Source organism: Chondrinema litorale (assembly GCF_026250525.1).
GTDB classification, from domain to species: domain Bacteria; phylum Bacteroidota; class Bacteroidia; order Cytophagales; family Flammeovirgaceae; genus Chondrinema; species Chondrinema litorale.
Genome location: NZ_CP111043.1, coordinates 3,589,126 through 3,614,212 on the forward strand (window position 1 = coordinate 3,589,126; position 25,087 = coordinate 3,614,212).

The 25,087-nt window shown below is 34.6% G+C and carries 24 protein-coding genes and 1 tRNA gene; 9 read left to right on the forward strand and 16 right to left on the reverse strand.

Annotation, left to right across the window (positions count from 1 at the left end; translation table 11 throughout):
* Positions 1 to 106: 106 nt before the first annotated feature.
* The 3 genes from OQ292_RS14765 to OQ292_RS14775 form a co-directional block, all read right to left on the reverse strand.
* Positions 107 to 1,252, reverse strand: coding sequence for an FAD-dependent oxidoreductase (locus OQ292_RS14765; RefSeq protein WP_284682910.1), 1,146 nt, complete (start codon positions 1,250 to 1,252; stop codon positions 107 to 109).
* A gap of 94 nt (positions 1,253 to 1,346) precedes the next feature.
* Positions 1,347 to 1,976, reverse strand: coding sequence for an ATP-binding protein (locus OQ292_RS14770; RefSeq protein ID WP_284682911.1), 630 nt, complete (start codon positions 1,974 to 1,976; stop codon positions 1,347 to 1,349).
* A 102-nt stretch (positions 1,977 to 2,078) separates the two neighbouring features.
* Positions 2,079 to 2,207, reverse strand: a complete 129-nt coding sequence (locus OQ292_RS14775) for a hypothetical protein (RefSeq protein WP_284682912.1) — start codon at positions 2,205 to 2,207, stop codon at positions 2,079 to 2,081.
* A gap of 147 nt (positions 2,208 to 2,354) precedes the next feature.
* Here OQ292_RS14775 and OQ292_RS14780 point away from each other — a divergent pair, with 147 nt between their 5' ends.
* The 4 genes from OQ292_RS14780 (at position 2,355) to OQ292_RS14795 (ending at position 6,240) form a co-directional block, all read left to right on the forward strand.
* Positions 2,355 to 3,233, forward strand: coding sequence for a YicC/YloC family endoribonuclease (locus OQ292_RS14780; RefSeq protein ID WP_284682913.1), 879 nt, complete (start codon positions 2,355 to 2,357; stop codon positions 3,231 to 3,233).
* Between the two features lie 32 nt (positions 3,234 to 3,265).
* Complete coding sequence (gene hemG / locus OQ292_RS14785; RefSeq protein WP_284682914.1) at positions 3,266 to 4,573, forward strand: protoporphyrinogen oxidase; 1,308 nt, start codon at positions 3,266 to 3,268, stop codon at positions 4,571 to 4,573.
* Positions 4,574 to 4,652: 79 nt separating this feature from the next.
* Positions 4,653 to 4,726, forward strand: a tRNA-Met gene (locus tag OQ292_RS14790).
* Between the two features lie 266 nt (positions 4,727 to 4,992).
* Positions 4,993 to 6,240 (forward strand): phage integrase SAM-like domain-containing protein, encoded by a 1,248-nt coding sequence (locus OQ292_RS14795; RefSeq protein ID WP_284682915.1) that lies wholly within the window; start codon positions 4,993 to 4,995, stop codon positions 6,238 to 6,240.
* Positions 6,241 to 7,165: 925 nt separating this feature from the next.
* On the opposite strand, the gene OQ292_RS14800 is transcribed toward OQ292_RS14795, so the two are convergent.
* From OQ292_RS14800 to OQ292_RS14830, 7 genes are all read right to left on the reverse strand, one after another.
* Positions 7,166 to 7,576, reverse strand: coding sequence for a DUF5675 family protein (locus OQ292_RS14800; protein ID WP_284682916.1), 411 nt, complete (start codon positions 7,574 to 7,576; stop codon positions 7,166 to 7,168).
* A gap of 1 nt (position 7,577) precedes the next feature.
* Entirely contained in the window at positions 7,578 to 8,126 is a 549-nt protein-coding gene (locus OQ292_RS14805) for a hypothetical protein (protein WP_284682917.1), read from the reverse strand.
* A 5-nt stretch (positions 8,127 to 8,131) separates the two neighbouring features.
* A complete protein-coding gene (locus OQ292_RS14810; RefSeq protein ID WP_284682918.1) occupies positions 8,132 to 9,910 on the reverse strand; it encodes a hypothetical protein in 1,779 nt (592 codons plus the stop codon).
* Positions 9,907 to 11,058, reverse strand: a complete 1,152-nt coding sequence (locus OQ292_RS14815) for a hypothetical protein (protein WP_284682919.1) — start codon at positions 11,056 to 11,058, stop codon at positions 9,907 to 9,909. The genes OQ292_RS14810 and OQ292_RS14815 overlap by 4 nt, the downstream gene beginning before the upstream one ends.
* Positions 11,049 to 11,462, reverse strand: a complete 414-nt coding sequence (locus OQ292_RS14820; protein ID WP_284682920.1) for a hypothetical protein — start codon at positions 11,460 to 11,462, stop codon at positions 11,049 to 11,051. The genes OQ292_RS14815 and OQ292_RS14820 overlap by 10 nt, the downstream gene beginning before the upstream one ends.
* Before the next feature lie 68 nt (positions 11,463 to 11,530).
* On the reverse strand, positions 11,531 to 12,352 hold the full coding sequence (locus tag OQ292_RS14825; RefSeq protein ID WP_284682921.1) for a hypothetical protein: 822 nt from the start codon (positions 12,350 to 12,352) through the stop codon (positions 11,531 to 11,533).
* Positions 12,333 to 12,704: a hypothetical protein gene (locus tag OQ292_RS14830; protein WP_284682922.1), complete on the reverse strand. Its 372-nt coding sequence runs from the start codon at positions 12,702 to 12,704 to the stop codon at positions 12,333 to 12,335. The genes OQ292_RS14825 and OQ292_RS14830 overlap by 20 nt, the downstream gene beginning before the upstream one ends.
* Positions 12,705 to 12,854: 150 nt before the next feature.
* Here OQ292_RS14830 and OQ292_RS14835 point away from each other — a divergent pair, with 150 nt between their 5' ends.
* From OQ292_RS14835 to OQ292_RS14855, 5 genes are all read left to right on the forward strand, one after another.
* Positions 12,855 to 13,211 (forward strand): hypothetical protein, encoded by a 357-nt coding sequence (locus OQ292_RS14835; protein WP_284682923.1) that lies wholly within the window; start codon positions 12,855 to 12,857, stop codon positions 13,209 to 13,211.
* Between the two features lie 3 nt (positions 13,212 to 13,214).
* The gene (locus tag OQ292_RS14840; protein WP_284682924.1) at positions 13,215 to 13,715 is read left to right on the forward strand and encodes a mismatch-specific DNA-glycosylase; all 501 of its coding nucleotides are present in this window, start codon (positions 13,215 to 13,217) and stop codon (positions 13,713 to 13,715) included.
* 91 nt (positions 13,716 to 13,806) lie between these two features.
* Positions 13,807 to 15,051: a hypothetical protein gene (locus OQ292_RS14845; protein WP_284682925.1), complete on the forward strand. Its 1,245-nt coding sequence runs from the start codon at positions 13,807 to 13,809 to the stop codon at positions 15,049 to 15,051.
* 21 nt (positions 15,052 to 15,072) lie between these two features.
* Positions 15,073 to 15,951, forward strand: coding sequence for a hypothetical protein (locus OQ292_RS14850; RefSeq protein ID WP_284682926.1), 879 nt, complete (start codon positions 15,073 to 15,075; stop codon positions 15,949 to 15,951).
* Between the two features lie 263 nt (positions 15,952 to 16,214).
* Positions 16,215 to 17,924, forward strand: a complete 1,710-nt coding sequence (locus tag OQ292_RS14855) for a DUF262 domain-containing protein (RefSeq protein ID WP_284682927.1) — start codon at positions 16,215 to 16,217, stop codon at positions 17,922 to 17,924.
* Positions 17,925 to 17,941: 17 nt separating this feature from the next.
* Here OQ292_RS14855 and OQ292_RS14860 read toward each other — a convergent pair whose 3' ends face one another.
* Genes OQ292_RS14860 through OQ292_RS14885 form a run of 6 tightly spaced genes read right to left on the reverse strand, consistent with a single transcriptional unit; the run spans position 17,942 to position 25,086 of the window.
* Complete coding sequence (locus OQ292_RS14860) at positions 17,942 to 18,802, reverse strand: DUF6712 family protein (protein WP_284682928.1); 861 nt, start codon at positions 18,800 to 18,802, stop codon at positions 17,942 to 17,944.
* A gap of 16 nt (positions 18,803 to 18,818) precedes the next feature.
* A complete protein-coding gene (locus tag OQ292_RS14865) occupies positions 18,819 to 20,177 on the reverse strand; it encodes a hypothetical protein (RefSeq protein ID WP_284682929.1) in 1,359 nt (452 codons plus the stop codon).
* A 2-nt stretch (positions 20,178 to 20,179) separates the two neighbouring features.
* Positions 20,180 to 20,512, reverse strand: a complete 333-nt coding sequence (locus OQ292_RS14870; protein ID WP_284682930.1) for a hypothetical protein — start codon at positions 20,510 to 20,512, stop codon at positions 20,180 to 20,182.
* Positions 20,509 to 20,895, reverse strand: a complete 387-nt coding sequence (locus tag OQ292_RS14875; RefSeq protein WP_284682931.1) for a hypothetical protein — start codon at positions 20,893 to 20,895, stop codon at positions 20,509 to 20,511. Before OQ292_RS14875 ends, OQ292_RS14870 begins: the two co-directional genes overlap by 4 nt.
* Positions 20,896 to 20,897: 2 nt before the next feature.
* The gene (locus OQ292_RS14880) at positions 20,898 to 21,362 is read right to left on the reverse strand and encodes a hypothetical protein (RefSeq protein WP_284682932.1); all 465 of its coding nucleotides are present in this window, start codon (positions 21,360 to 21,362) and stop codon (positions 20,898 to 20,900) included.
* 13 nt (positions 21,363 to 21,375) lie between these two features.
* Positions 21,376 to 25,086, reverse strand: a complete 3,711-nt coding sequence (locus OQ292_RS14885) for a hypothetical protein (RefSeq protein WP_284682933.1) — start codon at positions 25,084 to 25,086, stop codon at positions 21,376 to 21,378.
* Position 25,087: the final 1 nt, after the last annotated feature.

Consider the following 25,087-nt stretch of genomic DNA (forward strand, 5'->3'; position numbering starts at 1 on the left):
TGATTTGAATATGGAATTCTTTTATGCTTGATTTTAAGCAAGAGAAAATACTGATAGCAGATAAACCACTATCAGCTGTTGTTATAGAAAATAATTAGGAATGCGATTAGCTTTTCATTTGCCCTACAACTTCCATAAGTGCGCTTACTACTTTTTCTGTTTGGGCAGGGTCAGGAGTCATATCCCAATTGCCTTTTATGGTATTGCCACCTAGTATTATTCCGTCTTTTCTTGGAATTGCATAGCCACCTGGTGTACTTAGTCTGTAATTAAATTCTGGTTGTGGAATCAGAAAAGACAATTGCCCTGATACTGGCATCATATCATCATCATTAAAAAGGGCTTTAGAGCCTAAACCTGTACAGTTAACTATACACTTTTCTGGCAGTGCATCTACATCTTCCAATGTTTTAAATTCTTTTATTACTACTTCTCCACCAAAGCTTAAGAAATCATTCAGTTGTTTTTCCAAATAAGATGGAATATTGAATACGAGTGTAGTTTGTTTTTTTGCATAGGCAAAATTGAAGGGATGACTTTCTGGGCTAATAATTTCACTGTGTGGTAATTGACCGGGAATGCTTAATCTGCTAGAATGTCCACCATGTCCACTACCATCTTCGTTGCTCATACTATAATTATCTATCCAAGTAACTATCTTGTTTAAACCCAATAATTGCTGAAAAGCATTAAAAGAAAAGTTACAGGCTTTTGTCCATTTCTCTTCAAACTCTGGAGTAATATTTTCTTCTTCTATTAGTGTATATGAAGGAGACCAAGTTCCAGTGGCTTTACTAGAAGTTATATTGGGGTGCATATCTTTAGCATAGATGGTTACATCGCATCCTTTTTTCTGTAATAAACGTGCTGTAGCGATTCCAACAGTACCGCAACCCATTACAGCAACCTTTTTCTCACCTGTTTCTATAGCTAAGTCAGATGCAATATTACCTGTTCCCCACGAGAGTGACCAGCCACTTCCACCATGACCGTAATTATGTACAATTGTTTTCTGATCAAGCATTTCTTTTTCTAGCCTAAACCCTGTTTTTCTGAAAGGTCTTAAGCCAACAGTTTCTCTAATTACCCTATCGAGCGATATTTTGAGTTTAGGAAATAAAAATGCTTGCTGATTAAAATTGAAGTTTCTACTGGCGTATTTAACAGACTGTTTGCTACAAGATGCTAAACCTCCAGCGGCTGCCAGGGAGAGGATACCGGCAGACCTCATAAATTTTCTTCTGGTGTTCATAGTTGATAATTAGGGGTTTGTAAAAATTTCAATGAAAGTATTAAATTGTTAGCTAATTATCAATATAAATAAGGAGTAATTGAAGATGCTTTAATTAAGCGAGGCTATAGAAATCTTCTTTGTCAAAATCATGAAAAAGTAAAAACCCAGATTGTGTCATTTCTATAAGTATTCTACGGGCTCTTCTTTCTGAAAAGTTACACAATTTAGCATACTGTTTTACAGTAATTTTCTCAAATTCATCTAGATAGTTTTTTAGAGTTTGGTGTTGTGCATCTAGTTTTCCTAGTGTTTTTTTAACAACACCTTTCTCCATGCTTTTAATCAGCATTTCACCGGCTAAAACACTTTTGTCATTCATCCTAACATACACCTTTTTTTCCTTATTTGGTAGCAAAACATAGTGTGGTTTTTCTATGCTTTCGGGGATTTCAACTACCAGAATATTATTCCCATATGTATCTTCAACACATATATAATTAAGCTCTAAAGGTGGTTCGCAATGGTGCTTTGCAGCTTGGTTCATGGCAAAGCGTTCCTCTTCTGGGTCAACACCGATTATTTGCCTGTCGTCGTTAACACCAACCAGAATTCTACCTCCTTTGGTATTGGCAAAAGAAGCTATTGTTTTAGCAATTTTAGATGCTTGAGTTATTTTCCTTTTAAAGTCAAGGGTTTGAGATTCCCCTTTATCTATTAATCTTATGAGTTGGGAGTATTTCAAGAGTAGTGGAATTTTTTATTAGTTTAAAAAATGTTCCAATACAAAAAAAGAAACTAGCTTAAAAAAATTCCATTTCTCAAAAAATAGTGCTTGATGCTAAGTTTATGAAGATTTCTTTTGTTGAAAATTTGAATCTTCATTGTCATCAGTCATTGCCTTTATAAGTGCTTCTAGCACTTTAGCTTTTTCCTTATTATTTACATCGAGTGAAAAGGTAAGTTTCTTTGCCATAATAATTTTTTTGTTAAATATTTTAATGTTCGCTTTTTAACGATACTGTGCTAATGATGTTTAACCAATGTAATATTTCAGTAATTAAGTGTATATAAAATAATTTTTAACAGAAGATTTTATACATTTGGTCAAACTATATTTATTATGATAAAATCGATGACAGGTTTTGGTAGGGCAGTTCTAGATAACGATGAACTGAATGTGCAGGTGGAGGTAAAAACACTAAATTCCAAGTTTCTGGATACCAGTATTAAAATAAGCAGTTTGTATTTTGATAAGGAAATAGAAGTAAAAAAGCTGATTGGTGACAAGCTGGAAAGAGGGAAAATGAGTGTTTCTATCAATTATACAACTAAAAAGGCAGACAACAATGTTGTTACTGTAAACATGCCTTTGGTCACTTCCTACTTTAAAGAATTAAAAAAAGCAGCCCAAACTCTTGAAACTGGTGAGCAAGATATTTTTAGAATGGTAATGATGTTACCAGATGCTTATCTTAAGCAAACAGATGAAGATACTAAGGAAAAAGATTGGGAAGTAATAAAATCAGTAATTTTAGAAGCAATTGATAGATGTGATCAGTATCGTATAGACGAAGGAGCTGTATTGAAAGAAAAGCTGATTGATTATGTTGATAATATTGAGACTTTATTAGGTAAAGTTGAAGAAAGAGATCCGGAACGCCTTATAAAAATCAGAGAAAGACTCAATAAACAAGTTAGTGATTTTGTAAATAATGAAAATTTCGATCCTAATAGATTTGAGCAAGAGTTGATCTATTATATTGAGAAACTGGATATTAGCGAAGAAAAAGTTAGGTTAGCAAACCATTTACAACTTTTTAAAACAACATTAGAGTCTGATGCTTCAAGAGGTAAAAAGTTGACATTTATAAGTCAAGAAATAGGTAGAGAAATTAATACTATTGGTGCAAAGGCAAACGATGCCGATATACAGAAACTGGTAGTAAACATGAAAGACTATCTTGAAAAAATAAAAGAACAACTTTTTAATATCATTTAAATAGTGTTTTACTATTACAGGCTGGTAATACCATGATTGTAATTATAGGTGGAGGAATTTCAGGACTTGCAGTTGCCTGGTATTTACAAAAAAAAGGAATAGAATATGTTTTGCTCGAAAGTTCAGAAAGAGCTGGTGGAAATATTCTAACTGAAAAAACTGATAAGTACCTGATTGAGAAAGGGCCAAACTCTTTGCTTGCAGATAACGAAGTGCAGGAGATTATTGATGAAATAGGTCTTACAGATCGTATTTTATATCCTGAATCAGTAAGTAAAAACCGATATATTTTTAAAGATGGAAAATACAGAAAGCTACCGGCAGGTCCGGCTTTCTTATTTTCAGATTTCTTCTCTTTTAATGCCAAGCTTTCGGTTTTTAAGGAATACAGCAATAAATCTAAAGGTGATGAGAATGAGACTGTGGCTTCTTTTTTTGAAAGACGCTTTTCTAAAGAAATTGTAGATAATGCTGTTAATCCATTTGTTTCTGGCATTTATGCAGGTGATCCAGAGCAAATGCTAATAAGAAAAACCTTCCCTCAATTATTTGATTTTGAGAAAGAATATGGTTCAATTATTAAAGGTTTTTTGAAAACTAAAAGCAGCTCTGGAAGGAGAGTTTCTTATAGTTTCCATAATGGGATGCAAGAGATTCCAGACCAATTGGCCAAATCTGTTAATATTAAATATAACTCTGAGGTTCAATCTATTGAGAAGGGAGAGAAGTTTATAGTAAAGTCAAACTCTGGCGAATATCTGGCAGATAAGGTAATATTATCGCTTCCTGCTTTTAGTGCTTTCGAGATTCTTAGTACTTTAGCATCATCTGAAATATCACCTCTTAACAATGTGCACTACCCAGAATTGGCAGTGGTTCATACAGCTTTCAAAAAAGCAGATATGCAGGCAGTGCCAAATGGCTTTGGTGGATTGCATCCCAAAAAAGCAGGATTATATACAGCAGGTTGCATGTGGAGTAGCTGTTTGTTTCCCGTAAGGTGCCCAGAAGATGAGTTTTTATTAACTAGTTTTGTTGGTGGTAGTCAGTTTGAGCAAGAAATATCTTATGATAATGATACGGTAAGGCAAAATGTAACCAATGAATTAAAAAGGGTTTACGAAATTGATGGTGAGCCAGTATTTCAAAAAATTCATAGGTGGAAAAAATCTATACCTCAATATACACAAAAGATAGATGCAGCTCATGAAGTGTTGGAAAGCTTAGAAAAACAAGATATTTACCACACTATTAATTGGGAAGGAGGGGTCTCTATTGCAGATTGTTTGAAGAAAGGGAAGGCATTAGCAGAAAAAATTGAAAAAAATATGAATAAATAAAGAAATATCTGATCTAGGGTATTGCATAAAAATAAACAAATATATACTTTTGCCCTCCGATTGAGTAGCAGATACTCAAGGGCTCATAGCTCAGCTGGTTAGAGCACCTGACTCATAATCAGGGGGTCCGAGGTTCGAGCCCTCGTGGGCCCACAGGTAGCCACCCAAATTACTTTGGGCGGCTTTTTTTTTGTAAAAACATTAAAAAAGCCCAAATTTCAACGTTTTTTAACTCCTGATTTTAAGGTACTTACAAACCTTACTTAATTTTTGTAAACAGTTTGTGAACAGATATTTTCTGTTGTGAACAGTTACCTTACATCCGATCTGCCTAATGAAAATTAATTGATTAACGCTAAAATTCTAATTAAAAAAGAGGACAATAGCTTTGGGTGATAATTAAATTTTTAAAAATCAAAATGATTCACAATGAAAAAAAATTAAGTTATTCAGTCCAGTTTTATCCGAGAAAGTGTGCTAATAAGGGTTACGGAACTATCTATTGCCATATTTCTATCGATCGTAAGCGGACAACCACACCCTTTTCAACTAATATCAGAGTGTTGCTAAAAAACTGGGATAACAACGAGCAGACGTTAAAGAAAAACACACAAAACGAGGAGGCAATTGAATTGTCTAAGATCAAGTCAAAGATTTATGAGATATTTTTAAATTATTCAAATAGAGAAGAGGAAATAACTGCAGATTCTCTAAAATACCTTTATTTGACTGAAGATAAGAAAAAATACACTCTGTGTGAAGTATATGAGTTGTGGATGACTTATATGGAAAGTTTAATTGACTTAGAAATTAAGGAATCAACTTTTGAGTCTTATCAAAGTAAATATAGCAGATTAAGAGAATTTTTAGCAGAAGTAGGAAAAAAGGGCATATTAATTAAAAACGTAGATATGAATCTAGCTTATCAATTTGAAAATTGGTTAAAGCAAAATTCTCAAATAAACTCAAAGAGTTATCAAGCACGATGTTTATCTACTTTAAAAAGAGTCATGAAATGGGCAGTATCAGAAGATATATTAAAATTCAATCCTTTGCAATATTTAAAAGTTGAAAAAGGACAACCTTCGTCTCCAGAATATTTGTCTATGGATGAATTGGCGCTTTTCGAAAAATTTCGATTTAAGTCACCTACTTTACAAAAAGTGGCAGACTGTTTCGTTTTTCAGTGTTGGACATCTATGGATTATGCAGATATAGTTAGTTTTAATCATTTAGAGCATATCCAGAAAGTATCAGGTAAAAATTGGATAATAAAAAAAAGGGCGAAGGCACCATTGAAGTCTACACGTCAAGAGATGCAAATACCAATCTTTCCAAAGGCTAGAAGAATACTTGATAAATACAATTGGAAAGCTCCTATTTGGTCAGAAAAAAGAAATAGCTATATGAGTAGCGATAAGTATCGTAAATACTTAAAAGAATGTGCAGCTATTGTAGGTATAGATGATATAAATTTAGTATCAAAAACCGGCAGAAGAACTTTTATCAATATGATGAGTGAATGTGGAGTACCTAGTGATGATATAACTGCAATGGTAGGTCATAATCATACTAAAACAACACAAGATTTTTACTTGCGATTTTCCACAAGAAGGATTCAAATGAATATAGAGAAAGTATTTGGTGAGAACTACTTAGCTGGATAAAAAAAAGAAGCTGCTTTTTAGCAGCTTCTTTAGTTAACAAGTAATATGTTGAGTTAGAATGATTTCAAAAAACAAAAAAGACTAGTACGAACAAAAGAGCAACTTCTAATGTCATCAAAATAAGCATAGATGTTTTGAATAAATATTCATCTTGATGCTGTTTTTCTACCATTTCTTTTAATAAGAAAATGATACTATCAAGTTTGTTTTTTAGTTCATGCATGCAGCGAACTTATTTAAGACGATCCAAAAAAATAAGGACGGAAAATTAATAGTACTTTAAAAAGCTAAATGATCAAATTTGTCTATTTTAAGCCTTTTTTAGGCTTTAATATGCAGTATCTAAAGACAACCCTCTTCTAATATAGGATAGGGGGTTATCTGATTTAATAACTGTATGTTATGCAACTAGAATAACTCTGATAACTTCAGTTTTTTAAAGTTTTAATCGATTTTTAATTGTTGATTTGAATAGGATAGTATTTCTTAATAAAGATTAGTTGACGTTTTAGATTAGATCTTTAAGTTTCTAAGCAAAAAATCCTTCATCTCAGGTGAGACAAAGGATTAATTAATATGGATTTAAACTTTTAGATATTAAGCTTATCCTATAAAAGAGATAAATCTCCAAAAAATTATATATTCAATGTAAATGTTTTTTTAATAAGAAAAATCCCCATACTCATAAAATGTGAGGATTTTATTATTACTTGCTAATTTGGTAGTATTATTTGTAAATGCAGGAATCTTAAAAAAGTTATATTTTAACAAAGTGCAGGTTGATGATAGTTGCTAAACTGAGATAACAAAGTGATGAAAAAGAAAAATCCTTTCCCTCAAATGAGAAAAAGGATTCCAACAACAATCAAATTACATCCGGAGGACGGATTGTAATTATTAGAAAATGTATTAATTAGTGCAAATATTATACAATTTCTAAAATAAAGGTTTCTGATACAATTTTCAGGATTTTCTCCAAAGTTTTTCTAGAATTGGTCACATCGAGCTGGCCATCTTGATTGATATCATAGAGTGAATCACCAGGTAAGATGCAGCCTTGAATCTGATAATTGTAATTACCCACATGCATTAAAATCCAGTCTCTATTTACCACATTTAAAATGTGTAAGTGCTCATAATTAAACTTGCTAGCTGGATCCTTTCTTTTTTGCACCTGGTAAGTTCCTTTGGGAATGCAACTCACTTTATTCTCATTGTTTTTATAAGGAAGCTCCAAGGTGAAGCAGGAGAGGAGGAGCTGATGCTGGTTATAGATTCTAAATTCTCCGACTGTTTGTTTTCCATTGTCGGATAGTCTGATTAAAAGTGCTCTCATGTTAAGATTTGATTTGTTTGATTGAATTGATCGCCTCGAGTCCATATCCATAAAGTAGCCTACCATAAAGGTTTTTTAAACCACCATAAAGGATATGCGACCACCATTTTTTTCTTTTGTGGTTGCTGTCTGTCATTTTATGGAAGAAGATACCTAGTGCGATTCTTTGAATGGCTTTTTCATCATCCAGTCTGATAGCAGTTTGATCATAACCCGGTACCTGTTTGAAACTAGCTGTTCCCTGTCTTCTTACCCAGTCTTTTAAAGCTTCAATAAAAGCGGCTCCTTTGGTGGCATCTCCTGATCCAGAATAACTGATGTTTTTCATGTCGATGTACCTACCAGCATCAGCAAAGGCAAATCCCACCTCCTGTAGGTTTTGTTTGGCAGCCAGTACCACTGCATTTTGGATATTGAAAATCTCAGCTCTAGACACAGTGATTTTTTTCTGATTGGCCAGTTCTTTGGCTAATCGGTAGGAGATAAACTCCGCCCATTCTTTGGCTTCCCTAGCTGTGAAGGCTTCAATGGATTCTTTTGATTTTTCCATGGTGCTTATAAGATTCGATAACAGTCAATTTCTCCAGAAACAAAGCTTGATTTACCCACTTCCAGCCTGATTTCAGTAGGCATGTATTTTTGATGATTAATCAAGAAAGGTTTATTCTCATCAATAGAAAACACATCACCAATGTCAAATCCAGCAGGAAACATGATCTTGTTACTTTCTAGTCTAGTTCTTAAAAAATCAGCATAATAGTTTTCATAAAGCTGCTGGGAAGAAATACCATCTGCATCATTATCTGGATACCATTTTACTAAAATCAACTCATCAATCCTTCCAGCTTCTTCAGTACCATAAGCGAATAAATCTCCCTCATAGGTGAGCTTGGCTGTCTCCAGTAATTCACTAGAACTATCAGGAAGAGTAAGTGCTTGTTTAGAAAGGGATATCAAACCTGTATCAATGGTAAAAGCAGTGGCAGAGCTAGTATCAGTGACTAAGTAAGTATCATCACCAATAATAATTTCAAAGCCATCTTCTTCGATGTTGAACTTATCATGACTACCTTGATAATACCTGATTTTATTGGTGTAGTCTTTTCCATCACCTGCCATCATCTCCTCTTTTTTATAGATATAAAGCGTATTAAAATCCTCATCAAAATCTAAATGCAAACCAAAACCAGCTGCTATTTTCTTTAAGAAATCAGCCGCAGAGATATCTGGCAGAATATCACTCAAATTAAAAGCAAATTGGAAGTTGAGGTGCTGAGCTGGAAAGATGGCAGCCACAGGAGTTCTATATCTAGGAGAATTGGTTTCTGGATCATAGTAGTATTCGGCTTCATACTGGATATGTTCCAAACCTTCCACTTTAAAACCAATGGCATCAGCAAGTAGCCTTACAATAAACTTTAAATCAATGAGTGGAGCAAAGTAAGTTTGATTCAAGTTCAAAAAACGAAATTGCCTGAAGATTTCCCTGTCACCCATTGCAAGCATGTAGGAATCATCCCAACCCGTATCATGGGCATACATTTCAGGAAAATACAAAGCTTCATAGCGATCAATAAACTTGATCACACTTTGACTGTAGAAATGCGCTGTGAAAATAATACCTCCATAATCAGCCTCGAGCTCCATCACCAAAGGTTTACTAGGCTCTACCTCATCCCACCAAGAAATAAACATGCGAATAGTAGAGCTATCAGCAGCCAAGATTTGCGCAAAGCTGTTGAGGTTGCTAAAATGATCAGCTACTAAAAGTCCCAGATTATTAAGCAGATTGAGTAATGTATCACCTTCCTCTAAAGTAGCTGAAGCTTCAAAGGTTTCTTCATTACCTTCAAAACCTACCCTTAATGTATACTCCACACCAATATCTTGAGGGATATCCAATTCACTTCCACCACCTACATCTAAATGAGCTCTGGCTAAATACCAGTTATTACCTGAATCATACTCAGTAAAGTTGAAAGAGTAATCAAGCTCAGATAATTTAAAGTCTTTGAGTAGGGGAGCAGTAGAAGACAGCCCCCAGAAGAAAGTGCATTTAAAGCTTTTGTTCTCATAAGTGACTTTGAGTTTGCCAGTTTTGTATGGATTGCCAAATAGCCAGAGCTGACAGCTAAACTCTCCTTTGAGCATGGTTTCAGGTAAGTCAAAGAAACCAAAAGCTCTGCGATTCAGTGGACTGGCAGGAATGTCAAAAGGCAGACTTTTATTCCCTACACGCACTTCAAAGTCAAAGAAAGCATTGCGGTAATACAAAGTCATTTTGCTATCTTCATCCAGATCCAAAAAGGTGTCAGCTACTTTAAGAGCAATCATAGAAAATCATAGAGTTTATTGGAGAAAGCAAAATCATAAGAGAACTGCACAGCCAAAAGACCAGGTTCAGAGCTATCGGTTTTGTATGCTGCTTTCTTTAATATGATGGGTGTAAAGGAAATCTCTCCAGCTGCATTTTTTCTGATCTCATAGCGAAACCTACTTTTTAAAAACTCCCTGGCATGTAGCATTTCTATAGAAGAAAGGTAACCAGTAGATGTTTTAAAAGACAGCTGCTCGATCGATTCAAAGGTCTGAAATTGGCTAGCATTCGGCAGGTTACCCACAGGTACATTGATTTCAGCATTTTCATAAGTAAAACTGCTTTCCTCCTCGAAGTTGCCAAAACAATGTAGCACTGACCAACCACCGGCACTATTAGCAAATAAGAAAGACTTCCGGATCTTTTTGCTAGACAGATTAAAGTGAACGTTTTGGGTAGTAGTACCATCTACTGAAATTACTGGAGAAAAAGAATCAATGTTTTTGTCAGCCACTTCAGCATTAGTTGCCAAAGCTAGATCAACATAAGAACAAGGAATTATTTTTAAAGGAGAGCCAGCAACAAAATCAAACTCAGTTAAATTGTAAGAAAAAGTAGTTCCATCATCATAAGAGCCAGTCACAGAAAGTTGCGCAGTAACAGAAGAATTAGCTAGCCATAAAAAACTCAAATACTGCTGGGAGTTTTTAGTCACTTTCATTCCGTTGCTGGTAAAGCAGAGAAACTTATCAGCAAAATAACTATTAAAATCAAACTGCTGCAAGTTGTGACCAAGTCCAGCTTTTAGGCAAGCAAAGCTAAATGGACTATCACTTTGTTGTTCTCCTTCATCAAACCATTTCTCTCTCATGATGGCATTTAGCATGGTATAACTTTCAGCATCATTAGAAATAGCAGGTACACCTTCAGCAGGCAGACCATGAGCAAGCAAACTGTCTAATACCTGACTTAGCTCAAAGAAGGTTTTACCATCTGCATTGGGAGTTTGCGTAAGTACGATATCAGGCAACAAATCAGGCTGCTCAAAAACGATTTCCACCCGATATCTATCTAAAGCACTATAGCTAGTAGACTGTATTTCCCAGAGCTGGCGCTTACGAGCCAGTACTGGTTGAACTGGTTGAGAAACGATACTTACTGCCATGAATCTGGATTGTGTTGGATGGAAGACTGGATCATGATGTCAAATTCATAAGCCCAGCCAATAAGGTCATTGGGAGCAATGGGTTCAGAGATATTCGGACCATTCCCTTTAAAGTCAATGGCTTGCCTGATGGGAAAAACCTCCTCTTCCATATCGAAATGGAGTTTACCAATTAGCTCATTGATGATGGGTTCGAGCTCGGTTAATATGCTGTTTTTAGTAGATTTCCCTTCATCTTTTCCATAAGGCTTATACAGCGTGATCATAAAAGAAAGGATATCATATTTGAACTCTGCTTCATTTTCTTTGGATTGCCGAGTAAAGTAAGGCACAAATAGCAGCGGATATTCCTCTTCTTGTTTTGAAGGTAACTCATCGAGTAAGTCATCAATAGAGCCAAACATGACAGAGTTGACCTCTTTGTGATTGGAGTAGCCTTCAAAGTAGGATTTTATCGCTTCTAAATCAGCATTCATGAATTTTGTTTTTCAATGTTTAAGATGATGTCTTTGAGCATGGAAAGGGCATTGTACAGGTTTTCATCCTGCACTTTTTCTAAATCTCCCAAAGTGCCTTCTTTGGCTAGCAATTTTTGAGCAACTGCATAAGGGGAATCAGAATTAGATAATTCTGCTGAATCACTTTCTCCACCAGCTCCAAACACTTCAGGAAATTGCTCGGAGATATACTTTTTACATCCAGCAAAGAATAGGAAAACGACCTTTTTAAGGGCTTGATCAAGACCAGTAATCTCTTTGGCATAAATCTGAGACAAGTAGTAATTGTAAGGCCTTCTGATGTCTCCATTGTAATCATCCGCATTTAGTTGCTTTTTAGATTTGGCAGGTCTAAAGAGGGTGGCCACCAGTGCATCTAGATACTTTTCCTCTCCAGACAGAGCATATTGCTGAGCCATTTCATCTGCATGGATAAACTCAATAAATGAGCAATTAAACAAACAGGTATCAGGTGCATAAAAGGTTTTGCTATTCAAAGAGAAACTATCCAGTTTCTTTTCAGTAAAACTACATTCCTCAAACACCCATAAAGATAGCTCTCGCAGTCTATTCAAACTTTCTGGATCTATCCGAAGCAGAAACCGATGACTGATATTGAGCAGAATAGCTACCACCTTTAACTGAGTGACATAATCAGGCTGATCAATGAGCCAGTAAGCAGAGAGTTTTTTGAGCTGCTCCAAAGAGCACTCCCCAGTATGTTGGGGGAGTAGGAGCAGTTTATCTTTTACCCAGAGTAAACCCATTACCCGATAGCTAAGCTTTACTTTCTCCATCGATTGAGTTTTCTATCAAAGGAGTTTCACTTTCTGTTGTCCCAGCCAAATGATCAGCAATTTCAGTGAGCCAGTTTTTGAACATGGTTCTTTTCTGAGCATCTTTGACTCTAGCATCTACTTCTTCCAAAGCTTCTTTTAAACCCCAGTTGACTAAATCAGGTCGGGCTTCTTGCCAGATGGCAACTAACTGTTCTTTATCATTCTTGTCCTTGTCAGTTAAAGCTTTGGGTACTTTTTCAAGGTGGCCAGTAAGTTCTACCAAACGATCGCTCAAGTATTCATCAGAGACTTCTTCCTTGAATAATTCAGTGATAATGGCAAAGGCTAGATTAATTATAAGTTTTTTCATCGCTTTTTTGAAAGCGAAGTAATAGGTTATTAATGAAGATTAATAGGACGGAAATTAACTAACTAATGGATGTTATTTGTTGTTTTTAGAGTACTATAAAGTATTTATAAATGTATATTTATTGTCGTTACTTATTTAAATATTTAAAAAATGGCATTTGTAAAAGGAGATATTATTTGGGTTAATTCTAATAACAGGGACTCTGAAAGGCTAAAACATCCTGCAGTTGTCTGGGAAGATACTGAGGATGAGTCAGATTTTTATGGTATTATGCTTACTCATGCAGGACCTGATAAAGGGTATGATAATATATTAATGCAAGTGGAGCATTTTGAAGCTGGAAATGAAATTGTTTTTTCAAATACACATTTTGTAAATCAACTTTTCATCAAATTTCATGAATGGGGACCGTTTTACAGATGTGGTAAGCTAACAGAAAGCGGAATTGAATTTATTACAGATCGATTAACAGAAAATGATCCAATAACCTTTAATAATTATAGCTAGGTAATGCTAAAGGATGTTCTTGATACAAATCTTGATGTAGTTTTTTGTGGTACAGCAAAAGGTAAAGCATCTGCTCTGAAAGGATTCTATTATGCTGGTCCAGGAAATAAATTCTATAGTATTTTATGTCAAACTGGTTTTACTCCGCATAAACTAGACCCAAAAGAATGTTATGAAATTAACAAATATAATATTGGATTAACTGATTTGGTACACACTGAGTTTGGAAATGATAAAGAAATTTCAAATGGTAGTTATGAAGTGGAAAGTTTTATCATAAAAATGGAGAAATACCAACCTAAATATATTGCATTTAATAGTAAAAAAGCGGCATCATTTGTCTTAGGGTATCAAGGAAAAACTACACAGATAAAATATGGACTTCAAGAGAAAAATATTGGTGAATCAAAACTTTTTGTTCTTCCATCTACTTCTGGTAATGCAAGACGGTTTTGGAATGAGAACTACTGGCTTGAATTGAAACAATTAATTGCTCAAGCTTAATTATGATAAAAATGGCTTTTATGGATGAAGTTGTAAGTTTAAATCATTAATGGTTTTATATCTTTGCGTTATGATTTTAGAGAACGCAACATTGAAAGAGAGAGATAAAGTGTCTTCTACTTTTGTAGATAATATGAAATTACCTATTCATGGATGGTTTAGATATACAGCAGGTTTTTCAGCGGAGTGGGTAACATCAGTTTTTAATAAATTTCCTAATGCTAAAAATATTTTAGATCCATTTGTTGGTTCAGGGACAGTATTATTAGAAGGATTATTTAATGGTAAAAAAACTTATGGAGTAGAAGCACATACCCTAGTACATAAAATAGCAGAAGCGAAGCTACTTTGGAATACTGATATTGAACGTTTACAAAATGAGGCAATAGGGTTGTTAAAGAAAGCAGCTGCTATAAAGCTAGAAAAAAGAGATTATCCAAAATTATTATCAAAATGTTATCCTCCAGGCACTTTAGAAGATTTATTTAAATTAAAACAAGCTTGGCTTGAAACAAAAATGTCAGATGAGTCAAGAAAACTCACGTGGTTCATAATAACCTCAATATTGAGGGTCTCATCACCAGTTGGCACTGCTCAATGGCAATATATTTTGCCAAATAAATCAAAATCTAAAGTACTTGAACCTTATATTGCGTTTGAAAACAAGTTAAATGCAATTACTTCGGATATGGAACTTGTTCAAAGGAAAAAGTTGCCATTAGGAACCGCAAAATTATTTAAAGGGGATAGTCGAAATCTCTCAGAAATTCAATCGAATTCAATTGATTTGGTGATTACATCCCCACCTTATGCAAATAATTACGATTATGCTGATGCTACAAGGTTAGAATTAACTTTTTGGGAAGAAATCGACAATTGGGGAGAATTACAAAATTTAGTAAAAAATGATATAATAAGAGCATGTACTCAACATGTAGCTCATATTAGAAATGACGTTGATGAGTATTTCAGTTCTAGTTGTCTCAAGCCAATTAGAGATGAGTTAAAGGTTAAATTTGATTTACTTGCTGAAACAAGATTACATCATGGAGGTAAGAAAAACTATCACTTAATGGCATTAGCTTATTTTAAAGATTTAGCAGAAACATTTATTGCTTTGAGAAGAGTTTGTAAAGATGATTCAAATTTATGTTTTGTAATTGGTGATTCTGCACCGTATGGTATATATCTTCCTGTTGATCAATGGTTAGGAAAGCTTGCTGTTGGTGCAGGTTTTAATTCTTATTCTTTTGAGAAAACTAGAGATAGAAATGTAAAATGGAAAAATAGAAAACATCAAGTTCCATTACAAGAAGGTAGACTATGGATAAATTAAATATAATAAAAAAACGAATATATGGCTAAATCCCCATCACATAAGTTTGGACAGATAATCGGTGAGATTCTTGAAACAACTATGAAAATTTACTTTCAAGATTTTGCTACTAAATTTGATTTATATCTTGACAAAAAAGGAAAACGAAAGGCTCGCAAAGGTAAAAAAGTAACATGGTATGATAGTTATGAAAATAAACATGATTTAGACTTTGTTTTAGAACGTGGTGGTTCTGATGCAGAAATAGGTCTACCTGTAGCATTCATTGAAATTGCATGGCGTAGATATACAAAACATTCACGGAATAAAGCTCAAGAAATTCAAGGTGCAATTCTCCCATTAGCATTTACTCATAGTTTTTCCGCGCCATTTTTGGGTGTAGTGTTAGCCGGTGTATTTACTGAAGGTGCTTTAAATCAACTTAGGTCAAGGAATTTCAATGTATTGTACTTTGAGTATGATACAGTAGTTTCAGCTTTTAAGACATATGGAATAGATGCTTCATATGAAGAAGATACTTCTGATGAAGATTTTACCAAAAAAATTGAACAATGGGAGGCATTTAATGACAAAGAAAAAATCATTCAAAAACTTGTTGAATTAAATCAAGATAAATTTGATATATTCTTTAAAGTATTGGAAGAAAGTGTGTCAAGATATATAACAGAAATTAGAATATTACCATTACTTGGAACATCATCTGTCTTTCAGTCTGCAACCGAAGCAATTAACTTTCTAAATGAATTTACAGTAATTGACTATGAAACGAAAGATCTAATTCGGTTTGAGATTAAAATAATATATAGTAATGGAGATACAATAGAAGCAAGTTTTGCAAATAAAAATAGTGCAAATAGCTTTTTGAAAGCTTATGAGATTCCTGACTTAAATGTCAATTGAATTAATAATTAGTATTATTTCTAATTAATTAGATAGTTTGCTCTTGATTTAATTAGAAGTTTAATCAAATAATGTTTGTAAGCATAGTATCGTCCAATTTTGTTAAAAAAAACATAATTTCATTATCGATAAGTAATAATAGATTTCATATCATCGGATTTTCTGTCCTTTAAATTTAAATGATATTTTGTAATAAATGATGCTATTTTGGTACTAACCAATTAGGTCTGAAATTTCAGGCTGTTAATAAAAAACTGAATGAAATGGAGGAAAACTTAGATAGCTCTCAAGAACAATCAATAAAAGCTGAAGAATCAAATTTAAGGGGTATTTTTTCTGGTAATTTTTTATTTGAAATTCCTATATATCAAAGAGCATATGCTTGGCAAGAAGAACATGTAATGCAATTATTGGATGATTTAATTTCAGCTGCATTTGAACAAGATGATCAAGAACCATATTTTTTAGGCAGTCTGGTTATTATAAAAAAGAATAACACAATTATATCAGATGTAATTGATGGACAGCAAAGACTGACAACTCTTACAATATTATTATCTGTATTGAGAAATTTAATTGACAATACTCAAGCTAGAAAATCTTTGTCTAAGTTGATTAAACAGGAAGAAGATATACTTACGAGAACAACTACAGAATATCGGTTTAAGACAAAAAAGGCAGATCAAAATTTTTTTTGTAACTTGATACAAGAAGATGGTGGATTAGACTCCATTATTGATATAAATGCTGAAGATTTATCAGAAAGTCAACAAAATATATACAAAAATACTATTCTAATAAATAAAGTCTTATCAGAAAGTAAATATACTGAGGATGAATTGATAGAATTTGCTCAGTTTATTATTTCGAAGTGCATGCTTATAATTGTAACAGCATTTAGTAAAGAAAAGGCTTTTAGGATATTTAAAGTATTAAATGGACGTGGCATGCCATTAACGATGGCTGATATGTTGAAAGCAGAATTGTTAGAAAAAATACCTCCTGACCAAATAGAAGAATATGGGCATAAATGGGAAGAAACAGAGGAATATTTAGGTCAAGACGAATTTGAGAAATTATTTAATTATATCAGAACAATAAAGCTTAATAGAAAGCAGCAGGTGTCTATTTTTGAAGATATAAAAAATAATTTGAAACCTCATGAAAATCCTATTGATTTTATAGATAATCAACTTTTGACTTTTGGTAAATCGTTAAGCATCATAATTAATGAAAATTATTATTGTAAGGATAACGAGATACAAGATTCTATTAATAATGAGCTATATTGGCTTAAGCAATTAACTTTTGAAAGTTGGATACCTCCTACAATTTTATTTCTTACTAAGAAAAAAGACTCTCCGTCAGAAATCAATGCATTTTTAAAACAATTAAACATTTTGTCTCTAGGTATTGGGATTTCATGTATTTATGGCAACGATAGAGCAGCAATATTTTATAAATTAATTGAAGAAATTCAGCAGAAAGATAAGTTGTCAGAAATTTCTAGGATTAAATTTTTATCTAAAGAAAAAAAACTTATTAAATCAAAAATAAGTAGTAAGAAATTTTTTAATAAAAATCAAAGGTTTACTAAGTTATTACTATTAAAAATTGAGGAGAAAGAAAAAGGCATAAATCGTAAACATAAATATAATTCTATATCAGTTGAGCATGTTTTACCTCAAAATCCTAAACAAAATTCAAATTGGGAAAAAGATTTTAATTTTAAACAACGATCAGAATTAACAAATCAAATTGGTAATTTAGTATTGCTTTCTATTCAAAAAAATAGAAATGCAGCAAATAAAGAGTTTAGTGAAAAAAAGTCTGATTATTTAGATAAAGGTAACAAACCTCCATTCAAAATAACACAAGATGTACTTGAAGAAGCTGAATGGAAGCCAGAACAAATTATTAATAGATCAAAAAAACTGAAAGATATAGCTTATGATATTCTTAACTTAAATTAATGAATTGTCAAAAAACTCTAAAAAATAAACTGACTACTCTCAGGTCTATTTGGAAACTCACCTCTACCTTGTGTGTTATTGATCGGCAGTATGGGGTAATCAGTTTGGTTTTTCCTTAAAAAATCAATCAAGGCTTTTTGGTGTGTTTCTGCTGTTGCTTGTAAATCCTCATCTTTTTTGTGTTTGCCTAAAGCGTAGTTGGCTAATGTTCGCTGGATTTTTTCTACTACTGGGAGATGAACTGCTTTGAGGTTATCAGCTTGATATTCTGCTTTGATAACATTGTATAAGTCATCTCCCAATTCTGGTTTAATGAGTTCATCTTCTCCCTGCAAAATGAGGTGTCGGAGTTTCATGAAGATGATTCTGCTTCGCTCGATATAACAGAATCTATCAAACTCATCTACACTGGAGATAAATAGCTCTTTTCTAATGGTGTAAGCTGAGCTATTTTTCCAAGCTTCAAAATCATCAGCATTCTTTTCCAGATATTTCAAAGCCAGTTCCATAAACTGGTGGCTGCTTTTTAGTTTATCTGCAATAATACCTTCTAGTTTGGCATCAGAAACAGGTGCTGTTCGATCTGTTCTTACTACTGCAATTCCAGAGTTAGAATTTTGTACCGCATGCATCCTTGCCCAAAGGGAGTAGGCATAATCTGCCACTGACTGTCTTAATAGCTCTAACAGTTTTACTTCTTTTCCTTCAGGAGTTTCTATAGCATCCAGCTCTGCATAAAACTCATCTCCAATACCAAAAAGAGGATCGAGCAAAAGGAGTTGGTCTGCTTTTTTCAAATCCTTTTTTATGGAGTCAAATTTTAAATCTCCATTTACTTCCAAGTACTCTTGGAGCATTTCTTTGTCTTTAATCAGCATGGTTTTCTTCTTGGTTTTATGTTGTTTGTCCAGAACTATCCTTTCCAGGCCCAGCCTGATTAGGTTTCATTTCAGTTTGCACGCCCTCCTTTTTTTCATCTGTAGTCACTAGCTCAAAGCCGATAAAATCTACAAAGATGTTTTTCTTTTCTGGCCAGTTGTATTTGATGGCCTCATTAATGGGCTGTAATAGCAGCATGCGATTGATTTTAGTCTTGGTTTTAGAAAGCACATTGTAGCTTTCTCTCACTGCACTTCCTGTGTCACTTCCGAGTTTTCCAGAGATAATTAAATCTGCCAGTCCAGGATTGGTGTTGGTAGCCATTGCCAGCATGGCCACAGCCTGATCTCTACTTTTTAAGTACACATCAGCATTGCCTTTTCCTTCTTCCACAGGTTTGATGATGATACCTGATTTGGGTTCTCCACTTCTTTGATCAAATATAAAATCTGACCATATGGCTTTGCCAGCATTTTCTGGTTTGGTGAGGTTATCATGTACAGACTGCACCAGCTCTTCTTTCTTTTTCTGCCTGAAATCCTCATTGTGTTCCGGTTCAGGATACTTCTGTTTGAAGTAATCTTGCCAGATTAAGATATGATACTTGGCTCTGATTTCATTTTTTAAACTACCTTTCTGGAGCTTAAACATGTCTGTGGTACTTTCCATCACCAGTTTGGTTTCCTCACTCCACCAGACAGGCATGCCATAATATTTTCTACCGGCTTTTTTCCTTCGGATGTGAAACATGCAGCGATCATGGCTGTATTTTTCCTTGCCTCTTTTAAAGTTTTCGATCCTTTCAGTTAGCTGAGTTACGGTGGAGACATTCTCAATTTGCCTTCTACCGAAAGTATTGGAGATATAGGTATTATCAATCTGACCTTTGGTCATAATTTCCAGTCTGCAATCGGTGCAATCTGTATGGGCAAAACGAGTGATTTGCTTTTTGGCATTTTTGCTACCTTGAGAAAAAAGTGCCTGGACAAAACCATTTCCAGTGCTTAAAAAATCAGGCAGCGTGTTTAATATGTATTCATGAGCCAGCGAAGTTTCGAGCCAGTTCTGGATATCTTCATCCCAGATTTGATTGATAACTACCTGCTTTTTCTTTTCATCCCAAGAAGTCTGGAAAACACCCAATCCATTCCCAAAAAGGACTCCTTCCCAAAATTCAATGAGTCCAGGCATGATGGCAGAACGCTCAACTACCTCGATTAGCTGGTTGGGCAAATCATCGGTGGATCCCCAAGGCGCATATTCTTTATTTCTGCCATCTTCTCTTGTAACTGGAGCTATTTGCCCAGAGCTTTCTTGCTGCTTGTCTCCCGCAAATCCAGATTGAAAAACTACTTCAATAGTACTATTTTCCATATTTAGATAAAGGTTTTTAATCCATTGATTTTAGTGATAAAAAGCTTTTTTGGGGTCAAGATTTGACCAGCTGGATACTTCTGGCTAGCAAGTACTCGAATGGCAATCACTCCAGAATCTTTATGGTTGTAAGTGGCTTTACTTTTAGATTCAGGATTCTGGAGTTTTTCAATGGTTTTGCCCTTAGAAAAGTGATTGACCACAGCTTTATCAATGAACCTAAGCTGACCTTTTTTTTCACCTTGAGCCACCACAAACTCGATAGAAAACTCTGGCTGTTTGCCATCTTGTCCAGGAACTTTGAGCTGATCGAGGGCATGGTATAAATGAATCATGAGTTGAAATCATTGATGATGAGCTCCTTACAGAGTTTAAAGAATTTGGGTTTGATTTTTTCCTTTTCAAATAAAGATGCTTGGAGCTCCGGAACTTGCAGTTTGATTTTTTCTTCCATGACTGCTTTTAAAGCTTCTTCAAATTTGGGATAGTTAGGAGAGGAGAACTGAATAGAAATGTGACCCTCTTTGGTTTTTTCTCCAAACTTTTGATAGATTTTTCCTTTTTCAGCTTCCACTCTTTTAATGACTTGGCTGACATTGCTAGCCAGATTGCCGATTCTAAAAGAGAGTTTAAAGTTTTCAAATTCGTGGTCAATGACCATGTTTAAGCCTTCATTGAGGGCTTCAATTTCTGCGATTGTAAATTCTTTTTCTTGCATGATTAACTTCTTTGGATGTAAACAAAATCTTGTAGTTCAGGGAATGAGGCAGCATATTTCTGTACCAGTTTCCTTTTAATGGCATTGGTGATGGCTTCTTGCAAAGAGATTCTAGGAGTGTTGTAATAGAATTCATCTAGCCACATATCCCACTCTCCAATTGTTTTCTGGATTTGAACTGGATTGTCTTCAGCTACTTCTTTAGACTCATCAAAGTCAGGATTATCCACCATCACAGGTTCAAGGGAAGTATTCACTACTGGCACTTGCATGGAGTTAGTGACCATTAAATCTTCCTGTTTATCTGTAGTGAGTTTTTCTCCATCTACAGTGACAACCATAGTACAGCGAAAAGTAACATTGACAGCAGCTGGGTTGATGACCATCATGTCTTTTCTAGTCACACCCCATTCCATTGTTTTTACAGTGCCTCCACTGTTGTAAAATTCAATTGATAAAAGACTCATATTATATTAAAATTTAGGTTGCAGCAACAAAGCCAAGACTTCTTAATCCATCTAAAAGTGCTTGTAAAACAGTTGTATTATTAGTGCCATTGGCATCATCGATAGCAGAGAGTTGATAGAGTTTGATGATTTTATTGTCTTCGGTTTTGGTATGAAAGCAAGCATTATCGCCAGTTTCATCGTAATCTTGTGACCAGACTTGGATGGTATTATTATCAATGTAATTGGGTTCTAAAGAGGTTTGTAGAACCAATTGAGCTTTGTCATTTGCCCAATGATTGATAAAAATACCTGCTTGGTGATTTGAGTTTTCCCAACCTACATATAGATAAGCTCCATTTCTATTGACTACTACTCGACCTTTTGTAACAGAAGCATCACCCAAATAAGCAGTTTTAGCTAAGCTGACACCTTGAAATGAACCTGTATTTGTGACAGTTACCAAGTTGCTGTTTTCTCTACCCAAGCTAATAGTTCGAGAGTTCGTATGGGAGGCGACAAAAATTCCATTGGCATTTTCATACACAACAAAACTACCTGAAGGACTGTAACCAGTAGCAGAAGCGATTAGCGTATGATCCCCACTATTTGTATAATCATTTTGAATATACAAGGCTGCTTGCTCCAGTTGTCTTGAAGTGCCATAACTACTATCAGAATAAAAAATTTGTAAACCAGCTCTTCTAATGACATCAGTTCCCGAATGTCCAATAGAGAGGATTTGATCATTTGCATTGTAAAAGAGTGTTGTATCTTCAGAGAGTGTTCCATCTACATCAGCAAAAAGAAGAGAACCAGGAGTGAAGTTGTTGACGGATTCGTGCAAACTTCTAAGATCAAGAATTATCCCATCTTCAGTTCTAAAATAAGGGCTTGCTGATCCATCACTATCATGATCAGCTGTATAGAATAGAACTGTATCGGCATAGTTCGCTGCTTCAGGAGTTAAAAAAGTTCTGAAATAAGCACCATTTCTAGCAAGCTTATAAGCCATTGTTTCCCTTCCAATATTATCTAAAGTGTCAGTTGCTTCTGCAGTAGAAAAGTGAATTTCAAGGCCATTATCTGTTCTATGAAAATAACCGTCAACGTTATGAAATATCATCCCAAATTTATGAGCTTGTGAACCTGCAGTATTAAATGATTTCATGGAAGCAATTAGTGAATCACTCCAATATCTTTCAGGGTCAGTAGTGACAGTGCCATATCGACCAAATTTGATTTGACCTTGATTAAAGGAAATTCTAGACTCAATTCTAGGTTGTGTAACGAAAGGATTTGAAATATCTATTTCAGTAAATAGCCCAGTTTTATTAGCTGCATCGAAGGTGATTCCTTTATTTGGATATCCAGTAGTATACCAAGCACTCTCAACCCGATATTTACCAGGTTCAATATAGACAAAATTGACTTTGCTATTTTCAGTCATTTTCCCATCTACATCTGCATAAGGAATGACATTAGGAGAGTAGGATTTCTTAATGTAGTTATCTAATTCTCTTAAGTCAATTTCAATTCCATCCTCAGTTAAAAAACTTGGACTGGCTGTACCATCACCATCATAATCAGCAGCATAAAGTATAAATCCATTTTCTACCCCATTAGTAGGTGTATCGATAGCATAAATTTCATATCCAGTTTTACGTTTTATGCCAAATAGAGCTAGTCCATCAACATCATTATGGACTTTTTCTACAAAGCCTAATTTTTCTAAGTCTGCACCATTTTCAATGTTGGTTTCAAAAACAGGAGTATTATTATATTGATAAGAAGTTCTGGTAATAGCACCAGAATAGTATTGTCCTAGATAATTAAATTTTAATGCACACTGAACTGAAGTTCCACCTCCTAAAGAACCACTAGCAAATTCAAATAAAGAATCATCTATAAAAGTAGGAGCTCCTTTAACAGCAATTCTGTAAACACTATTTTCTGTAGGTAGGCCAAGTTTTTTAGCAACAGAAATATTGCCATTTAAACTACCAGTTCGACTAAAGGAATAGATTAAATCTGTATTAGAATAGATTTCTATTAAGTTCTTAGAATTACCTGCCGTACTCCCAGTAATAACTAATGCTTTCTTGCCATCTAATCCTCCTGCTTGATTAATATATAAATGTGCATCTTGATCTGTAGATGAATTGATAGAAATTGAATGATCATCTAAAACAAAAATATTTCCATCAATTAAACTACCATCAACATCCGCAAAGATGATTGAACCAGGAGAGAAAGTACGATTGGTAAAATCATAGATTTTTCTAAGATCAATTTCTACTAGATCTTCAGTGATGAACACCGGACTAGCTGATCCATCACCATCATAATCCTTAGAAATTAAATCAAAAGCATCTACAGGAGAGCCAGTTAAATAATCTGCATCAGTTCTTATTCTTACAGCTCCCAATACATCCAAAGCCTGCTCGGCAGCATTTACCTGATTGATTGAAATCTGATTGCCGATGTAGTTATTTTCTCCACCAGCTAGCCTGATTAACTCATTTTCATTTTGATCAAACAGCTCGATATATCCACCAGTAGCAAATGAAGAAAAGATTCTTACCTGTTGGGCATTAATAGGATCTCCATCAGTATCGATTCTGGTAATAACAATTCCATCATGATTGGTATCAACAATCACATCTAAGGTATAATCCGGATAGGATTTACCAATAGCTAACCTGCTTCTAAGATGATCGTAAGTAAGCTGTCCATCACCCATTGCTTTGCCATCAGCATAAGCAAAAATGACAGAGTTAGGAATGAAAGTACCCATGGTATCTTCCAGTTTGATGGCCACATAATCTTTCACCCATTGAACTGGAGCTACATAAGAACCCAGAATGAAAATGTCGAGTGGATCATGTCCATAAGGATGCGGATCATCATATTTTAAAGTGCCACCTGGACCAGTTTTAAACTCTAAAACTTGATCGTAAAAGTATAGGGCACTGGTTCCATGTGCATTGGTGGAGTACATATAAGCGCCATCATCTTTTACAATAAAACCTTCTCGGTGTTTTAGAGTAGGAGGCACATAACCTTCATTTCGATTAGAGATTTCAAAAGTGTATTCAGGCTGTACGTAGATGAAAGTGTTTTCGATGAGTGAGCCACCCAGTTTTCCAGTTTGGCTGTTGGTATCAAAGTACAAACCATTGCTTAATGGTAAGATGTCTCTTACAATGGGTTCACCAGTTCCTGGATCATAATTGATGGGATTGCCATCAGTATAAACCAATGCAGGCAGAGATGCATAACATTCAATGACAAAGTCAGAACCAGCACGATCAGACCTGTTTTTACCAGACTTGGTGGTACTTCTTACAATAGCAGGTCGAGTAGGAGAGCCAACCACCCGATATCTGCCAAGTGTATCTTTGCCAATAGCAATTACCCTTCTGTTGAGCATGCTCATCACATTGAGCAATACTTCAGGTTGATTGGAAGGAACAGTAAAAGCAATCCGGTTTTTAAATACCTGTCCACCTTGAGAGCCAGTGACCTCGCTTTCAACAATGCCTGTTTTAGAAGTATGATACCAGTCTCTATACCCACCATCCTCTTTAAAAGTGATCACTCCACTGAGTTGGATCCCGTCTACTTCAGGAAAGGAATCCACTTCTTCAGGTAAGACTATTTTAATGGAATTGACTAGTCCTCCCAAAAGGTTATCAGAGATTTTTAAAGACGATTTTGATAGATTAATAACAGGCTGGCTCATG

Coding starts and splice junctions, on each gene's coding strand:
- OQ292_RS14810 (WP_284682918.1), bottom strand. CDS start 9,910: ATGATTGCTCTTAAAGTAGCTGACACCTTTTTGGATCTGGATGAAGAT.
- OQ292_RS14780 (WP_284682913.1), top strand. CDS start 2,355: ATGATAAAATCGATGACAGGTTTTGGTAGGGCAGTTCTAGATAACGAT.
- OQ292_RS14870 (WP_284682930.1), bottom strand. CDS start 20,512: ATGATTCATTTATACCATGCCCTCGATCAGCTCAAAGTTCCTGGACAA.
- OQ292_RS14880 (WP_284682932.1), bottom strand. CDS start 21,362: ATGAGTCTTTTATCAATTGAATTTTACAACAGTGGAGGCACTGTAAAA.
- OQ292_RS14885 (WP_284682933.1), bottom strand. CDS start 25,086: ATGAGCCAGCCTGTTATTAATCTATCAAAATCGTCTTTAAAAATCTCT.
- OQ292_RS14860 (WP_284682928.1), bottom strand. CDS start 18,802: ATGCTGATTAAAGACAAAGAAATGCTCCAAGAGTACTTGGAAGTAAAT.
- OQ292_RS14830 (WP_284682922.1), bottom strand. CDS start 12,704: ATGAAAAAACTTATAATTAATCTAGCCTTTGCCATTATCACTGAATTA.
- OQ292_RS14855 (WP_284682927.1), top strand. CDS start 16,215: ATGGAGGAAAACTTAGATAGCTCTCAAGAACAATCAATAAAAGCTGAA.
- OQ292_RS14805 (WP_284682917.1), bottom strand. CDS start 8,126: ATGGAAAAATCAAAAGAATCCATTGAAGCCTTCACAGCTAGGGAAGCC.
- OQ292_RS14875 (WP_284682931.1), bottom strand. CDS start 20,895: ATGCAAGAAAAAGAATTTACAATCGCAGAAATTGAAGCCCTCAATGAA.
- OQ292_RS14820 (WP_284682920.1), bottom strand. CDS start 11,462: ATGTTTGGCTCTATTGATGACTTACTCGATGAGTTACCTTCAAAACAA.
- OQ292_RS14840 (WP_284682924.1), top strand. CDS start 13,215: ATGCTAAAGGATGTTCTTGATACAAATCTTGATGTAGTTTTTTGTGGT.
- OQ292_RS14800 (WP_284682916.1), bottom strand. CDS start 7,576: ATGAGAGCACTTTTAATCAGACTATCCGACAATGGAAAACAAACAGTC.
- OQ292_RS14795 (WP_284682915.1), top strand. CDS start 4,993: ATGATTCACAATGAAAAAAAATTAAGTTATTCAGTCCAGTTTTATCCG.
- OQ292_RS14815 (WP_284682919.1), bottom strand. CDS start 11,058: ATGGCAGTAAGTATCGTTTCTCAACCAGTTCAACCAGTACTGGCTCGT.
- OQ292_RS14765 (WP_284682910.1), bottom strand. CDS start 1,252: ATGAACACCAGAAGAAAATTTATGAGGTCTGCCGGTATCCTCTCCCTG.
- hemG (WP_284682914.1), top strand. CDS start 3,266: ATGATTGTAATTATAGGTGGAGGAATTTCAGGACTTGCAGTTGCCTGG.
- OQ292_RS14850 (WP_284682926.1), top strand. CDS start 15,073: ATGGCTAAATCCCCATCACATAAGTTTGGACAGATAATCGGTGAGATT.
- OQ292_RS14865 (WP_284682929.1), bottom strand. CDS start 20,177: ATGGAAAATAGTACTATTGAAGTAGTTTTTCAATCTGGATTTGCGGGA.
- OQ292_RS14835 (WP_284682923.1), top strand. CDS start 12,855: ATGGCATTTGTAAAAGGAGATATTATTTGGGTTAATTCTAATAACAGG.
- OQ292_RS14775 (WP_284682912.1), bottom strand. CDS start 2,207: ATGGCAAAGAAACTTACCTTTTCACTCGATGTAAATAATAAGGAAAAA.
- OQ292_RS14825 (WP_284682921.1), bottom strand. CDS start 12,352: ATGGAGAAAGTAAAGCTTAGCTATCGGGTAATGGGTTTACTCTGGGTA.